Origin of the sequence: Mesorhizobium sp. Cs1299R1N1 (assembly GCF_037179655.1) — a bacterium.
GTDB lineage: Bacteria > Pseudomonadota > Alphaproteobacteria > Rhizobiales > Rhizobiaceae > Mesorhizobium > Mesorhizobium salmacidum.
The window spans coordinates 97,570-113,167 of record NZ_JAPYKR010000003.1 but is presented as its reverse complement, the minus strand read 5'-3'; the positions used below and the strand labels follow the sequence as shown (position 1 = coordinate 113,167).

Sequence of the window (15,598 nt, the reverse complement as noted above, 5' to 3'; positions counted from 1 at the left end):
GCGACAGTCCTGCCATGCGTCGACTGATCCGGATTGTCGGCTGGCTCGCGCTCACGCTGGTCGTGTTGGTCGTGGTGGCGCTCGTCGGCTTTCGCGGCGCGGCGGCTTTTCGCGAGACCCTGTCGCCGCGGGAAGCGGCTCCGGCGGGAGCATTGTTCGCGACGGTCGGCGGGCTGAAGATGCACTACCAGGTCTGGGGACCGCCGGACGGGCCGCCGCTGCTTCTGTTCCACGGCACGGCGTCGTGGGCCGAGACCTACCGCGATATCGCGGCACCCCTGGGTGAACAGGGCTTCCGCGTAATCGCCGTCGACATGCCGCCCTTCGGTTATTCGGAAAGACCGGCCGACCAGGACTATTCGCGCGCCGCTCACGCCAGGCGTGTCCTTGGCTTTGCCGACGCGCTCGGCCTTCGGCATTTCAGCGTCGGCGTCCACTCTTATGGTGGTGGCGGGGTGATCGAAGCCGCCTTCTCGGCCCCGGATCGCATCGATGCGCTGATCCTGCTCGACGTGGCGATTGGCCTCGGCCAGACCGAGGCTTCGGCCCTGCCGTTCGCATCCCTCCTGAAAAGGGACTGGCCACGCCAGCTCCTGACTGCCTCGACCTTCACCAATCCGCTCATGACCGGGATCGGCTTGCGCCGCTTCATCGAGGACGACGATCTCGTCACGGCGGAGCGCATCGCCATCTACACGCGCCCGCTGAACGTCAGGGGCACCACCAATGCCGTTGGTCATTGGCTGCTCAGCGGCCTCTACAATGACGAGCGGAAATCGCTTGCCGCCAACAAGGCGAATTATCGCGCCTTCACGCCGCCGGTTCTCGTCATCTGGGGGCGAGAGGATTCGACCACGCCGCTGGCCCAGGGCGAAGAGATCGCCTCGCTGTTTCCACACGCCGAACTGACCGTCCTCGACGGCGTCAACCACATCCCGCAGGTCGAGCGCCCGCACGACGTGGTGCGGCTGATCGCCAATTTCCTCAGACGGACCTTGCCGGGCACCGGGTAGGCACGCGCCGCCACGCACATTCCACGGTCGAAGCCAAAATCCCGCCTTGTTCGCGCGCAATGGAGAATGCATGTCGCCTGGAACGCGACATGCGCCTGACTGGGCTGCCGGGGGGCATCTCGAAGGGACGAGACCGTGATCAAGACCGCCCTTGTCGCCATGACCATCGTCGGCTGCGACTGCGACGCCAAACTGTGCGAATATATCGGCGAAACGCCGGCCAAGTGGTCGACCATCGCCGATTGCGAAGCCGCGATGAAAAGCCAGATCCTGCACGACCGCAATTTCAACTATCCGCTGGTGTCCGGCATCTGTCGCGCGAAAGGTTCGGCGTCCTCATCGCACCTGGCTGCGATCGCGTCGGGCCCGGAACTGAAGCCCGCCAGCCGGAACGTCAGAACGGAAAGCCCGCTGCCGCCGGAGCTCAGCCATCGGCCGAGCGTCCCGGTCGGATCGCCCACGACGGCCCTGGACGCCGCCGCTGCGCGCCCCGTCGCCTATGAACAGGTGGTCGATGGCGGCACCGGCGTGCTCTATCGCACGAAGAATGGCTACGCCGTGGTCAAGACCGATCTCGGCCGCGCCGTCTCGGCGACCGCCGACGCGGCAAAGCGCTCCGTGAACTGGCTGTCCGGCCTGGTGCCGGGCAAGCTGTAGGCCTCGCCTACATCTTCAGCTTCAGGCTCTGCCAGAACTTGTCGATCAGCGGCTTCTCGGTCGCCGCGTCCTCGCCCGCGACACGCGTGATGAACAGCAGTCCCTGGTCGGCGAGACCGTAGCCGACGATCTCGAAATAAGCGGTGTCGGTGCGGGTCTTCACCTCGGCGGTGATGCCGGTCAATTCCTTGCCGTCCGCGAGCTTGCGCGTCGTCGGCTGCTGCGTCAGCTTGGCACCCGCCTTGACCGATTCCTTCGTCATCTCCTGCAGCATCAGCTGGTTCAGCGACACCGGGTTCATCTTGCCGTATTCCTGCACCACGACGATCGTGCCCAGCGCCGAGGCCATCAGATATTGCGTGATGTTCTCGCCGAGATCGGTCTTGGTCACCGAAATGCCGCTCGGATGGTTGAAGGAGAAACTGTCGCCGGAAAAGGTCGCGAAATCGTTCCTGTCGAGCTTCACTTCGACCTGTTTGCCGTCCGGCAACGTCACATGGGCGCTCTCGCCGGCATCGATATCAACCGCCTTGCCGTCGATCGTCAGCCTGAAGGCTTTCAGGTCTTCAGCGCCGGCCGGTCCGGGGCAAAGTGCGACGAAGGCGAGCACCGCCGCCGCTGATCCCATCCGCATGGAATTCTCCTCTGACTGCTAAGCCGTCCCGCTCAGCGCCTTGATGGCACGGTAGAAGGTCGAGGAAAACAGTTCCGTCGGGTCATAGTGGCGCTTTGCCGCCAGGAAAGCGGGCAGCTCGGGATAGGACGCCAGCAATTCCTTGGCCGTATAGTGCAGCTGGTAGGGCAGGAAGAACCGCCCGCCATGCTTGATCGTCACGTCGATGAGAGCCCGCGTCAGCGCGCGCATCCTGGTATTGCCATCGGCATCGGCGGGCTGGTTGATATAGAGCACCAGCGAATAGGCCGGCTCCGGCGCATAGGTCAGCGCCACGTCCTCCTTGTGGACGATGCGCACCGAGGCGTTGAGCACCGGCAGATCCTGGTTGCGCAGGATCTCGCGCGCTTCCGCGATGAATTCGACATAGGCGGCGCGAGGAATAAAATATTCGTGCAGTATGTCGGTCTCACTCATGAGGTCGTTGAACAGATACGGCACCGAATCGTGCATCGGGTTGTTGCGGGTGACGAGACAGGCCTCGCCCTCGGCAAGCGCGGAGGTACGCGGCACCGTGCAGCTCTCGAATTTCGGCTCCAGCGTCTTTTCGGTGAACCATTTCAGTTCCTGGAACGCACTGCCCCATTTGGCCATGTTCATGATCACCCGCTTCAGGCCGACGCCATCGGGTTCGCCGAGCGCCGGCTGGTCGGCGGGCGGCTGCTCGGCGACCTTGTCGTAGCGGTAGACGATCATGTCCTCGAGGAAATTGCCCGGCGCCGTCGACAGATGGCCGTAGAACAGGCCGATATCCTTGTTCGGCTCCAGCACCTCGGCAAAGAATTTCGGGAAATCGTCGGATTTGATAATCTCGCGCGAAGTGCGGTAGACGGCATTGTCGACAATATCGAGCGTCGCCTCCAGCACCACGCCGAACAGGCCGTAGCCGCCGACGACATGGCGGAACAGCTCGCTGTTGTCGGCTGGCGAGCAGGTGGTCACCGAACCGTCGGCCAGCATCACCCGCATCGAGCGGATCGAGCCGGCCACAGAGCCCGCCTGGTGGTCCATGCCATGCGCGTTCACCGACAGCGAGCCGCCGACCGAAAAGATGTCGGTCGACTGCATCGCCTTCACGGCAAAGCGCGGATGCAGCATGTTCTGGATGTCGTGCCAGCACGCGCCCGGCTGCAAGGTCATTGTCTTGGCCGCGGCGTCCACCGTGACCTTGTTGAACTTTCTGAGGTCGAGAACGAGCGCATTGTCGTCGAAGGCATGCCCGCCCATCGAATGGCGGATCGCCGCCAGCGACACTTTCAGCCCGGTGGCGCGCGCGAAGGCCAGCGCCCTGGCGATGTGCTCTTCCTCGCTGACCTCGACCACGCCATAGACCGGCGTCCTCGACAGGCCGCTGGCGTCGTTGATGTCGCCGCCTTTTGCCAGCCAGGGCAGCGACGGTTCGAAGGCTGGCGGGCTGGCGATCGGCTTCAGCGGCAGCGCGATGCCGTCTATATCGGCGATGCGTCCGGTGTTCTTCGGCCCTGACGGGCCTCGCGCCAGCCGCGCCACGGTGGTACCACCCCACAGTACCGCGCCGCCGAAAACAGCCGCCCCCAGCAGCAGCCGCCGCGACAGGCGAAATCCCTTTTGTACCTCGGCCATGCAGATCCCCCGTCAGCCAAGGAATAGCGCGGCCTTTTGGCAAAAACCATAGCGGCGCTGCCGGAACGGCGCTTCACCACCGTCGTCGCCTGGCGGTGAGTGCCCAAGGTAATGAAAATGGCCGGTCCCCGAAGGAACCGGCCAGATTGGAGCAGGGTCTCAAAAGTCCGGTCAGGAGTCGCTATGAAGCCTTCTTGATCGACGTCACCATGCCGGTCTTGTCGTCGACGGTCACCGCCACCTTGGCGCCAACCTTCAGTTTCCCGACTGACGCATCGGGCGACAGCTGGTAGATCTTGCCGTCGTCGAGGGTGACCGACTTGGTTGTCGGATCGACCGCCTGGATTGTGCCCTGAACGGTCGCGGCATAGGCCGTGCCGAGGAAGGCGAGCAGAGCGGCGGTGGTTGCGAGGGTCTTCTTCATGGATAGCACTCCGTGCTGTTTCGGTTTTCCGGCACCGCTTGGGAGAGAGCAGCACCGAACGGCCCGAGACTGGGGCGGAAAGCGCACTGTCCGCAAATCACGTTGGGTGTATTTTCGCAAAGGAAATCATTGGCTTAATTCCGACACAATAGCGTCCACGCCCTTCGGCGCCGATAGCTTTCCCGCCCTGATGGAAGGCTCTTCTCCGCACGAAAAGAGTCGTTTGACGGATTGTGGCTCGCGCCGTCGGCGATCACGCCGCCGCCGCAATCCCTGCCCGGCCGCATCACGAAACAGGGACTTCGATTTTCATCGGTACACATTTTATGTCGTGCGCCCGGCTCGAGCTTCCATTCGGCAGAGACGAATTTCGCGCTCAGGTTGCAAACTGGAAGCGAATGCGGGATGGTGTCGCGTTGTCGTAGAGGGGGACTTCCATGAAAATCGCCGTCCGGACCACCCTATCCCTGATGCTGGCGATCTTGCCGGGCCTGGCTGGCGCGCAAGGCGCCGATCCGGGTGACGACAAGACGATGATCTTTGCTCCTGATGATCCCGACATGGCGGCGGCGACCGCGCGGGCGCTCGCCCGCCTGGATGAATTCCTGGCCTTGTCCGAAACCCCTCCGTCCGGCACGGACAGGTTCAAGCTGAAGGTCAAGGTGCGGGACGGCGACGTCTCCGAGCATTTCTGGGTCATTCCCTTCCGTCGCACGGAAACAGGATTCGTCGGCATATTGGCGAACGAACCGGAGCAAGTGCGCAACGTCGTGCTCGGCCAGAATATCGAATTCACGCGCGACGATATTTCCGACTGGGGGTACACCAGGGACGGCCACCAGGTCGGCAGCTTCACCGTCTGTGTGATGTTCAAGAGAACGTCCAAGGAAGAGGCGGACTATATGCGCGGCAAATACGGCTTCGACTGCTGAGCCTGCTTCGGCCTGTCAAATCGCCCCGTCCCTCACGCCGATCTTCCTCACCAAGGCCGCCGTCGCCAGCATGGCGCCCATATCCGAAATCATCGGCGCGACGTGGGTCTGGTAGTCCAGCGGCACCGAAATATCAGGCAGTTCGAAGAAGTTCTTCGGTTGCGGCAGGAGCAAAAAACCGTCGCCGCCATTGAGCGCGACACGCGCCGGCTCGTCCGGCCAGGTTTCTCCGAGCCATTTCAGTGCCTGCGCCAGCCGGCCGGTCACCAGCGGCCGTGCCGCCTCGACATTGTCGGTGCGGAACTCGTAGGCGGCGTCGAGTTCAGGGACCCCGGACGGCAGTTCCTGCATCCTGGTCGCGAACATGCCGCGGAAGAAGCCGATGACGCCAGTGGCACGTCGCGCCGCCACCAATATTCCAGGAAACAGCTCGATGGCCTCGAAAGCGACGACGACACCCTTGAACGTGGTGGTCTTGTTCTTGGCGGCGCCTCCGTCCCAAAGATCGGCTTCGTACAGTTCGAAGGCAAATCCGTCATAGCGGCCGGAGATGATGTCATCGAAGCGGCTCATGGTGAAGCCGCCGACCGTCTCGCGCGGCAATCGGTCAAAGGAATGCGGCGTCACGTCGTGCTGGTAGCGCATATCGCCAATGAAGCCGAAGATGATCGGCATCAGCGTCTGGCGAAATGATTGCTGCAGTCTCGCCGCCGGCCTGATTGCCCTGAAATAGGCCACGATCGCCACCACGAAACCGATGCCATAGAGAAACACATGCGGCGTCGAGAACCATTGCTCGTGGGGATCGGCGACCTTGTTGAACAGCCAGGCAATGAGCGCGACGAAGACGACCACCAGGCCAACAAACAACGGCACGCGCCACCTGACTCCGCGCGCCACCGAGGCCCTTTTCGTTTCGTAGGTCTCGATGTCCTTCTTGATGGCCGCGATGTCGGCCGCGCCCGGCATGAAATTTTCCATCGCCATCCCCCGCTGCCGAAGCCCGCTTTGCGCCGTTATGATAGCTGCTTTTGCAGGAATGACGCCAGCCAGATAGAGCGGTGATCCCTTATCCCCTTGTGTGAGAAGGGAAGATTGCGCCCAGCCGCCCTTCGACCTTTCCCCTTATCGAACTCTCCAATTCCTCCACCGACACCAGCCGCTCATGGTCGCCCACGCGTCGCCGCATGAATGGATGCAGCCAATAGGCCGCGATCCTGCCGCGCGTATCGGCATCAGCACTCACATCGACGACGAAAATCCCGCCGATCCGCCCCGGCCATGGCTGGCGGGCAAAAGCGGTGCCGAGGAAATCGCCGAGCCCATAGGCGATGATCGCGTCGCCGATCCGCTGCACCGGCTGCACGACATGCGCGTGATGGCCGGCGATCAGCCCAACGCCCTGCCCGGCCAGCCGCCGCGCCAGCGCCCGTGTTCCGGCGCGCGGAAAATGGCGGAATTCCCAATCCCAATGCGGCACGGCACAAAGCAGATCGACCCCTGCGCCCGCTTCACCAGGCCAGCGCGCCGGATCGCCTTCCATCAAGACGCGGCCGGCAAACAAGCTCTCATCGGCGTTGCGCCAGAGCGTGAAAGCGGCGAAGCCGAGAGCGAGCGGCCCGGCCGCGAAGCGTTCGACCGGACCATTGGCGGCCAGACCGATGGTGCGGATATCGAGCCGCTTCAGCGCCGCCACCGTCGCGTCGAAACCGGCGACGCCCTGGTCGAACACATGATTGTTGGCCAGCGACAGCACCAGTTTTTCGCGCTCGATCCCGACCGCCGCCAGCGCCTCGGCCAGAAAGCGTTCGCTCATCGCATGATGCGTACCGAGCTTGGTTCCCAGGACCGCGCTCGGGCTGTCGACAACAGGACTTTCACAATTGCCGATGATCAGGTCGGCCGTGCCCAGCAGCGCCTTGATCGCCGGATCGCAGTCGGGCGCGCTCCGGTTGGCGACCGCCGAGATGTCGCCGATGAAGGCCAGCCGCACCGTCTGTCTCGGTGGCCGGTCCATCAGCGTCCCCGATGCCGGCGCAAACCCGCTGGCGTCACCGGCAAGCGACGGTTTCAGGAAATGCGGCAGCCAGGACAGTTTATAGGAGAGCGGATAGTTCGACACGCAATGCCCAATCGTTTGCCTTGTTTAGACTGTCCGGCGGGCTGGTTGAAGCCGTCGGCAATCAACGATGTGGACAGCGTGTCGGCACCGACAGGCGCGACATCGTAAATCTGTATATGGTCGCTGGCGACAAATGGGAGGGAAAAATGACGCGAATAGCAAGCCTGCTGGGATCGGCTTTCATTCTGCTCGTGCCACTATCGTCCGCATCGGCCGCCATGCCGGAAGCGGCAACCGCTTTGTTCGAGGCAAAAACCGTGGCCGCGCGCGACGGCGCGCTGTCTACCCTGGAAGCTGCCGCACCGAAAGATCCGGCGTCCGCCTACGCCGCCGGCGCCGGCGAGTTCTTCACCGCGCTGGAATTGCTGGCCAGCGGCCTGCACCGCCATGGTTTCGAGAGCCCGCAATCCTTCATGCTGCCGCTGATGCAGCTGCCCGTGCCGCCCAATCCCAAACCCGAGCCGCTGACCTACGAAGAGTTCCGCGCCATACTGGTCGCGTTCCGCGACCGGCTGGGCAAATCCGCCGCGACACTGGGTTCGGTGCCGGCCGATGCCGATGTCGGCATGGTCATCGACCTTACCCATGTCGGCATCGACCTCAACGAGGACGGCACGATCGCGCCGGATGAAAGCATGGCCGCGATCATGGCCGCGCTGTCGCACGGCGGCATGGCGCCGGACGCCGCCGCACCGGCGCTCACTTTCCGCTTCGATCGCGCCGACGGCTATTGGCTGCAGGGCTATGCCGAGTTCCTGATGGCGCAGGCCGATTTCTGGCTGGCGCATGATTTCAGGGGCACGTTCGACGGCTCGTTCCACATGCTGTTTCCGCGCGCCAAGCTGCCGTTGCAGGACATCCTCGTGCCGCCGCCAAGCGAGATGGGCTCGAGCATCTTCTCCTCGGAATGGCGCATCGCCGATTTCATCTCGATGGTGCACATGATCAACTGGCCGGTGATCGAGCCGGAGCGTCGCAAGGCGGCGCGCCAGGAGTTGCTCGAAATGATCCGGCTGTCGCGCGAGGACTGGAAGGCGATCCGGGCCGAGACCGACAATGACCGCGAATGGCTGCCCGGCCCGCAGCAGAAGGGCGAAAACCCGCTCACCGGCCTCGAAGTCGGCGAGGAGCAGGTCCAGGCCTGGCTCGCCACCTTGACCATGGCCGAGGACCTCCTGGAAGGCCGGGCGCTGCTGCCGCATTTCCGCATCACCGGCAAGGGTATCAACATGAAGCGCTTCTTCGACGAGCCAAAACCCTTCGACCTCGTGCTGTCGATCACCGGTCCCGGCATCGCCCCTTATCTCGAAACCGGCAAGATCCTGACCAGCGAGGATTTCGACCAGATCCAGCGCCAGTTCGGCGGCGGCGGGTTCTTGACGTTCGCGCTGTGGTTCAACTGAGCGGCGCCCTAAGGTGACGGAGGTGCCTCAGCGCGCGAACCCGTGCAGCCGGGCCAGCAGCCATTGCAGTGGATTGCCGCCAAAGGCCCGCGTGACGAAGGTGTCGTGCGCGGCGTCCGATGCAAGCAGGGCGACAGTGCCGGCTTCGAGGCGGCGCGGTGGATCGGAACTGGCATCTATCCCTTGGCCCGCCAGCAACCGCCTTATCTCGGCATTGCCGGAGGCCGATGATTTGCCATAGGCGCTGACGAAGAAACTCTTCCTGTGTTGCGCGACCCAGTCGGCGAAGATGCCGGCCTCGTCGAACACGGCGTCGAGCAGGATGACCCCGAGCAGGCGTCCGCCGATGTCACCATTCCCGAGCACGGAAGCGGCCGGATTGTAGCCGCCGCTATAGGCGACCATCACCACCGGCATGGCCTCGAATTTTGCCGCCTTGGCGCCGGCCAGCTTGGCCAGGCCTTGCGCCGCCTCGGCCATGAACCCGGCAAAATAGCCTGGTGTCCAGAAATTGCCGGCGCTGGAATCCTGCGCGTCGCGGGCAAATTGCGGCGCCACCAGCACGGCGTTGAGGCCTGAAGCCTCGACCTGCGCGACGACGCGCTGGCGTCCGACCACGTCGCGCTGCAAGGTCGCGCCATTGCCGTGGAAGAACACCACGATGACAGCAGGCCTGGCGGGATCGAACCCTTTGGGAATCGCGAGCAGTGTCGAGCGGTCACGATAGGTCTCGTCATCCCAATAGATTCCCCCGCGCGGCGAGGTGTGGCCGTGGCGGCCGTTCGCATCGACGTCGAGAAACGGCCCGGAGCCGTCGGGCAGCTTGCCCCGGTATGGAAACGGTGACGCCTTGAACGGCACGATGGTCGAGACAGCCTTGTGCAAGCGCGCGCCCTGGCTTGCCGCCGGAAACGCCGCCGTGGCCAGCAGTCCGGCGACGATGGCGCGCCGGTCCGGCATCAGGCGGGCACCACCCTGAGAGCGGGCGCCTTCGATGGCAGGAGCACGGCAAAGAACGCCGGGATGGCAACGACATAGGCCATCGCTGCCCATTGCAGCACGGCACTGAGCCCGAAGCTGGTGGCGACGATCGGCACGGCGGCCGAGCCGATGACCGAGAAACAGCCATTGATGCCCCAGGCCCAGACGAACAGATGCTCCTTGCCCAGCCGCGCCAGCCAGGTCATCGCGGTGGCCATCGGCATGCCCATCAGGAAGGCCGGCGGCGACACCAGCAGGAAGCAGAGCAGCAGCCGCACGGCATAGGGATAGGCGCCGATCCGGTCGAGCACAGGTGACAGATAGAACCCGTAGACCAGCAGCAGCGCACAGATGGCCAGCAGCACAACCGGCAGCAGCGTCCTGGCGCGGTCGAAGATGCGCTCGGCGAACAGGCTGCCGAGGCCGGAAAACACCAGCATCGAGGAGATCAGAACCGAGGCCGAAACGGTCGGGTTGGCCAGCGCCACGGTAAAGCGGCTGATCAGCCCGACCTCGACCATGATGTAGCCGAGGCCGAGGCAGGCGAAATAAAGGATGGTGCCGAGCTTGCCGCGCGAGCGCGAGAACACGACGCGCCAGCCGAAGATGACCGGCAACAGCACCAGCGATGCCGCCGTGATGCAGGCAATGCCGAGCGTCGCCCAGATCAGGAGATAGCCCCAGTCGTCCTGGAACAGGTCGAGCCGGTCGAGCGTGCGCGGCAGGTCGGCGACCTTCACATAGGCAGCGAAATAGGGTTGGTCGTTGCTCAGCGCACGCGCGTCGAAGACATAATCGTTGGCGAGCTTTTCCCAGCCGCCGGTCAAAAGCGCGTGCCAGGTCATGCGCTGCAACGCGGTTGCAGGCAGCACCTGCGGACCGGCATCGGCACCGGCATCCGCACAAGCATCGAGTGTCGGATCGGCAGGCGCCGTCGGGTCGCAGTCAGGATTTGCAGGCGCTGACGCATCGGCGGGCTGGGTCAGCGTCGCGTCCTGTCCGCTGCCGAAGATCGAGGCGCGGTAATCATCGAGTACCTTTTGCGCGCCTGAGCCGTCATAAACTATTCCTGGATAGTAGACCTCCTCCCAGGACATCGATTTGGTGTAGTCGCGCAGCGTCTTGATTTCGGTTTCGGTGAAGCCGCCGCGCTTGAACAGCACCGTCGTGGTGGAGAGATAGCTCGACACGGCGAAGATATCGTTGGCGGCATCTTGGCGGTCGAAGGTCTTGGCCGCTTCGGCGACGGTCGAATAAAGCTTGAGCACCGATTTCGGCGGCTCTTCCTTGTTCCACAAGGTGATCGACAGCACACCGCCATCGGCAAGCGCGTGCATGTAGCTCAGCATCGCCTCACGCGTGTAGGCGTATTTCTCCGAAATGGCGAAGCCGCCGGGATTGGACAGGCCGACGCTGTCGGCGAGGCTGAGGTCGATGACATCGTAGCGCTCCGCCGTATTGGCGAGGAACAGGCGCCCGTCATAGTCGATCACCTTGATCCGCGGCTCGGCCAGAATATTGCCGGTCACGTCCCTGAGCACCGAATCGCGAAACGCCCGCAACGTCATCGGGTTGCTTTCGGCGACGGTCACCGATGTCGAACCGGCATTGAGCGCCGCCTGCGTGGAGATGCCGCCGCCGAACTGCACGACGAGTGTCTTGGGTTTCTGCTTGACGACATAGGGATAGTGCATCGGCAGATAGCGGAAATAGACCTGCTCGGCCGGCGCCAGGTTGCGCATGATGCCTTCCGGCCCGTCGCCGTCGCGATACATGCCGACATAGGTGTTGGCCGGAACCTCGGGCATGCCGAAAGCGGCGTTGTCGCTCAGGCCAGGCGCGAAATGCATGTAGGAGCTGGCATAGACCTGCAAATCGCCGAACGGCGAGACGCTGCGGTAGATGCGCTTGCCGTCGGGGAAGTTGCGGGCATAGGCGACGCCCTTATATTGCGAGACGGCGATGTCGGGTATGCCTGTCAGCCCAGGCAGCATGAGGTAGCCGGCGATCGACAGCGCCGCGACCACGGCACCAGCGACAACACTCTTCCAGGCGCCGAACGCGGCGAACCACATGAGCGAGCCGGCGGCCCACAAAAGCAGCGGCACGACGATGATGGTTTCAGGCGCGAACAGATACAGCGACGCCAGTACGACGAGGCCGGCAAGCCCCGAGCCGGTCAGGTCGGCGAAATAGACGCGGCCGAAGGCGGTGCGGCTTTTCAGGAAGACGATGCCGAGGAAGAAGGCGCCGGCCAGGAACGGCAGGAGATAGAGCAGGAAATTGGCGAGCAGCCGCCATTTCTGCTGGGGATCGGAAACCAGGAAGATGGCGTTGAACGGCACTGTCTGGGCGGCGAGATTGGCGCCGACGGCGAGCGGGCCGATCAGCAGCAGGGCCACTGTCGCCGCGCCTTGCCAGTGGCGATCGAACCAGTCCTTGCCGGCGAAGATGACGACGCTGGACAAGGAGAAACCAAGCATGGCGAGGCTGACCACCAGCGAGCCGAAATGCGACCAGCTGCCCACGGCGAACACCCGCATGACGGCGATCTGCAGGGCGATGATGGCGCCGGCGATCAGCCCGACCGCGAGATAGTGCGCAAGCCGTGGCGCCTCCAGCGGGGCGATGCCTGGTCGAGAAATCGATACGACGGCTGCCATTCAGGCCCCTTGGTGCGAAATTCAGCAAGGCCGGTGCCGCCGCGCGGCAACTCAGCCGTTATGCGTACCGACGATCTGGTCGCCTTCCAGCTTGGTGAAGGGCACGAAGGGCACCACCTTGCCGTTGTAGATGTCCGAGCGGACGATGTTGAACGTGCCGTCGGCAAGCTGCTGCTTGATCACCTTGAGCACATGCTGGGCGCCCGGCGGACCGACCGGAATGACCATGACGCCATTGGGCTTGAGCTGCTGCAGGAGGGACGGTGGGATGTGGTCGATGCCACAGGTGACGATGATCTTGTCGAACGGGCCGACGCTCTCCCAGCCATAATAGCCATCGGCATTGCGGCTGGTGACCGAGCCGTATTCGCTGTAGCCGCGCTCGATCAGCCCATCATAGGTGCGGCGGGTGCGCTGCGCCAGAGGATTGATGATCTCGATCGTGTGCACCTTGTCGGTGAGGTTGGCGAGGTAGGCCGACTGGTAGCCCGAGCCGGTGCCGATCTCGAGCACGGCTTCGCCGAACTGCACGTCGATGGACGTCGTCATGCGCCCGACCAGATGCGGGCCTGAAATCGTCACGCCATAACCGATGTCGAGGAAGGCATGATCATAGGCGCGGCCCATATTCTGCGGCAGCACGAACTCCTCGCGCGGCGTCAGCAGGAAGGCGCGCTTGTTGCGGTCGTCCAGCACGTCCTTGTTGTAGACCATGATCTGGAAGCGATCGAACCGCTCCGCCAGCAACTTCGGATCCTCGCCGCGATTGGCCACCATCCAGTCGATGAATGATTTCTTGTCCTTGAACGGCACTTCCGCATTGCGGTCATAGGCAACCGGCACGGCGGCCTTGACGGCGGCCGGAAGAATGGAAAACGCCGCAGCTCCCGCCGACAGCGCCAAGAAGTCTCGACGCTTCATGGAAAAGCCTCCAAAAGTGGCCTTTGCCACCTAAAACCAAGCACTTGAACGGATTGCACTGCCTCCCAAAACGAGTCAATCGGCCGCCGGGAGGCGATCCTTCAGGCCGAAGAATTGTGGCAGGACGGCAACAGTATTTGCAGGCAGCCGGTGGCGTAGCAGCGGCGCGGCCGACGCATGTCGGCGTGCCTCATTGCCGAGGGAATCGCCCCGAACCACCTTTTGCGAAGATTAGCGAAGGCTGTTTTGCTTGACTCAGCAGGCAAAAACAGGCAGCAAAACAGCCTTGGAAGGGCTGCAATACCGCGTGCATGGTCGTGGACGAGCCTTTTTTCGGCACAAAGTCCACGTCTCTCCATTGGTTTTGAGAGGGATTGGTTAACCAACTTTGTCCATATTTTGAAGCAATCGGCAACTAACGACAGGCGCGGCAAACGCGTCGGGGACCACCTGGGATCACTCACAGAATGGTCGTCGCGGCTATCACAGCCGCGGACGTGGGAGCCGCTTGGAGCAAGATTGGTTGCATGGCGTTCTTGAGTCGTAAAATTGTCGGGGACAGGCGTTGGAGCGGCGAGACCGCTTTCGAAGTGCCACGTGCCTCATCCTTCACCCCTGAACGGGTTGTCCGCTGGGTCGCGGTGCCGGGCGTCAGCGCTGCCGTCGGCCTATGGCTGATCGGCACCATGGCCGGCCTCAGCTCCGTCGGCGCCTCGCTCTCGGCGGCGTCGACCAGCCTGCCGCAGACGCTGTCCATGCCGGGCATGCTCGCTCTCGCCGATCCGTTGAAACAGCGTTTCCTCAGCTCTTCGGCGCCCTTCGTGACAGCCAATGCCCATGGCGGCGCTCAAGCGCTGCACGACCACGCCGTACAGTGCGGCGCCAGCTGCTTCAAGTTGGCGGCGATAACCTCCAAGGCGGAGAAATCCGGGCGCCTGGTAGCGCAGGCCAAGCCAACGCCGGCGAAGTCGAAATCGCAGCAGCGCTTCGAACTGATGGAAGCGTCGCTGTCGCCGACAAAGCTCGCTGCTGCCTTCGCCGGCGCGGGAAAGCCGGCGGCCACGGCCAGCACCCGTCCCCTGATTTCCAGCGCCGCCCCGCAGATCACCGAGGCGTCCCTCGTGCCGTCCCTACAGGTCATGGCCAGCCTGTCCAACGACATGCCAGCTCCGGCGGCGGAACGTTTCGCCCGCGCCGATACGGGTTCGGTCGTGCAGACCGCAGCGGCGCCGATGGGCTTTGCCCAATCGGAAACGCCCGACAACGCGCAGCTGGCGCTTGCCCTGGTCGAGTCGATGCCTGTCGAGGACGAAGCCTTCGCCTCGCCGCTGCCGATGACCGAATCCTCGCCCGATGTCGCGGTTGCACCCGTCGAGACACAGCAGCAACAGCCCGGCGACGCCGCCTCGCTGCCGGATGCGCTCACCGATGACGTGCCGCTGCCGACCCGCCGCCCGCAATATGACGCGCCGCAGCAGCCCAGGGTCGTGGAAGAGGACAAGCCGGCCCCACAGCCCAAGACTTTGGAGCAGAAGCCGGCGCCCCAGCCGAAGCCCGTCCAGCAAGCCAGGCAGCCGGCCCGGCAAGGCCGCACCCGCGATGGTGGCGACGTGCTGGCCTATGCCAAGCCGGACGTTCCCGCCGGCGGCCTCGGCCAGGCGTTCAAGAACCTGTTCGGCGGCCCCCGCGGCGGCAGTGGCGCAGGCAACGGCGTCGCCGTCTACGACATCAGCGCCGGCACCGTCTACATGCCTGACGGCTCGAGGCTCGAGGCGCATTCGGGCAAAGGCGCCATGGCGGACCAGCCGCGCTATGCCGACCAGAAGAACCGCGGACCGACACCGCCCAACACCTACAATCTGTCGCTGCGCGAATCGCGTTTCCACGGTGTGGAGGCCTTGCGCCTAACACCGGTCGATGGCCGCAACAAATACAATCGCGACGGCCTGCTGGCCCATACCTACCTGCTTCGGGGCCGCTACGCCCAGTCGAGCGGTTGCGTCGCCTTCAAGGACTATGCGCGCTTCCTCGCCGCGTTCAAGAAGGGCAAGGTCACCCGGCTCGTCGTGGTGCCGCGCCTGAATGGATCGGCGACGCGCGTGGCGTCAAACGGAAGCGGCGCCTGACCCCTGCGAGCAGAAAGCGCGCGATACCTGCCCACTCCTGACAGCCTGCTGTCAGGAGCCGCAGCCGGCGGCACGCCTGCC

The 15,598-nt window shown here is 64.0% G+C and carries 13 protein-coding genes; 5 read left to right on the top strand and 8 right to left on the bottom strand.

The features are described 5' to 3' along the window. Nucleotides 1-14: 14 nt before the first annotated feature. Together O7A70_RS07375 and O7A70_RS07370 are read left to right on the top strand one after the other, a co-directional pair. Nucleotides 15-1,013, top strand: a complete 999-nt coding sequence (locus O7A70_RS07375; protein WP_337139788.1) for an alpha/beta fold hydrolase — start codon at nucleotides 15-17, stop codon at nucleotides 1,011-1,013. 135 nt (nucleotides 1,014-1,148) lie between these two features. After that, nucleotides 1,149-1,670: a hypothetical protein gene (locus O7A70_RS07370; RefSeq protein WP_337139787.1), complete on the top strand. Its 522-nt coding sequence runs from the start codon at nucleotides 1,149-1,151 to the stop codon at nucleotides 1,668-1,670. A gap of 7 nt (nucleotides 1,671-1,677) precedes the next feature. Here the strand turns inward: O7A70_RS07370 and O7A70_RS07365 are convergent, their stop codons facing one another. The 3 genes from O7A70_RS07365 to O7A70_RS07355 form a co-directional block, all read right to left on the bottom strand. Continuing rightward, nucleotides 1,678-2,304 (bottom strand): hypothetical protein, encoded by a 627-nt coding sequence (locus O7A70_RS07365; RefSeq protein WP_337139786.1) that lies wholly within the window; start codon nucleotides 2,302-2,304, stop codon nucleotides 1,678-1,680. An 18-nt stretch (nucleotides 2,305-2,322) separates the two neighbouring features. Beyond that, the gene (locus O7A70_RS07360) at nucleotides 2,323-3,945 is read right to left on the bottom strand and encodes an FAD-binding oxidoreductase (RefSeq protein WP_337139785.1); all 1,623 of its coding nucleotides are present in this window, start codon (nucleotides 3,943-3,945) and stop codon (nucleotides 2,323-2,325) included. A 181-nt stretch (nucleotides 3,946-4,126) separates the two neighbouring features. Next, nucleotides 4,127-4,369: a DUF1344 domain-containing protein gene (locus tag O7A70_RS07355; RefSeq protein WP_015316128.1), complete on the bottom strand. Its 243-nt coding sequence runs from the start codon at nucleotides 4,367-4,369 to the stop codon at nucleotides 4,127-4,129. Nucleotides 4,370-4,806: 437 nt separating this feature from the next. On the opposite strand from O7A70_RS07355, the gene O7A70_RS07350 reads away from it, so the two are divergent. Further along, entirely contained in the window at nucleotides 4,807-5,301 is a 495-nt protein-coding gene (locus O7A70_RS07350; protein ID WP_337139784.1) for a YegJ family protein, read from the top strand. Between the two features lie 15 nt (nucleotides 5,302-5,316). On the opposite strand, the gene O7A70_RS07345 is transcribed toward O7A70_RS07350, so the two are convergent. Both O7A70_RS07345 and O7A70_RS07340 read right to left on the bottom strand, forming a co-directional pair. Continuing rightward, nucleotides 5,317-6,288, bottom strand: coding sequence for a hypothetical protein (locus O7A70_RS07345; protein ID WP_337139783.1), 972 nt, complete (start codon nucleotides 6,286-6,288; stop codon nucleotides 5,317-5,319). Between the two features lie 82 nt (nucleotides 6,289-6,370). Beyond that, on the bottom strand, nucleotides 6,371-7,423 hold the full coding sequence (locus tag O7A70_RS07340; protein WP_337139782.1) for a CapA family protein: 1,053 nt from the start codon (nucleotides 7,421-7,423) through the stop codon (nucleotides 6,371-6,373). Between the two features lie 146 nt (nucleotides 7,424-7,569). On the opposite strand from O7A70_RS07340, the gene O7A70_RS07335 reads away from it, so the two are divergent. After that, nucleotides 7,570-8,826, top strand: a complete 1,257-nt coding sequence (locus tag O7A70_RS07335; RefSeq protein ID WP_337139781.1) for a hypothetical protein — start codon at nucleotides 7,570-7,572, stop codon at nucleotides 8,824-8,826. Between the two features lie 27 nt (nucleotides 8,827-8,853). Here O7A70_RS07335 and O7A70_RS07330 read toward each other — a convergent pair whose 3' ends face one another. The 3 genes from O7A70_RS07330 to O7A70_RS07320 are packed head-to-tail and all read right to left on the bottom strand — an operon-like array spanning nucleotide 8,854 to nucleotide 13,391. Further along, nucleotides 8,854-9,786, bottom strand: a complete 933-nt coding sequence (locus O7A70_RS07330) for a hypothetical protein (protein WP_337139780.1) — start codon at nucleotides 9,784-9,786, stop codon at nucleotides 8,854-8,856. Next, the gene (locus O7A70_RS07325) at nucleotides 9,786-12,470 is read right to left on the bottom strand and encodes a hypothetical protein (RefSeq protein WP_337139779.1); all 2,685 of its coding nucleotides are present in this window, start codon (nucleotides 12,468-12,470) and stop codon (nucleotides 9,786-9,788) included. The genes O7A70_RS07330 and O7A70_RS07325 overlap by 1 nt, the downstream gene beginning before the upstream one ends. Before the next feature lie 51 nt (nucleotides 12,471-12,521). Next, nucleotides 12,522-13,391: a protein-L-isoaspartate O-methyltransferase family protein gene (locus O7A70_RS07320; RefSeq protein ID WP_337139778.1), complete on the bottom strand. Its 870-nt coding sequence runs from the start codon at nucleotides 13,389-13,391 to the stop codon at nucleotides 12,522-12,524. 527 nt (nucleotides 13,392-13,918) lie between these two features. Here O7A70_RS07320 and O7A70_RS07315 point away from each other — a divergent pair. After that, nucleotides 13,919-15,517: a DUF2778 domain-containing protein gene (locus tag O7A70_RS07315; protein ID WP_337139777.1), complete on the top strand. Its 1,599-nt coding sequence runs from the start codon at nucleotides 13,919-13,921 to the stop codon at nucleotides 15,515-15,517. Nucleotides 15,518-15,598: the final 81 nt, after the last annotated feature.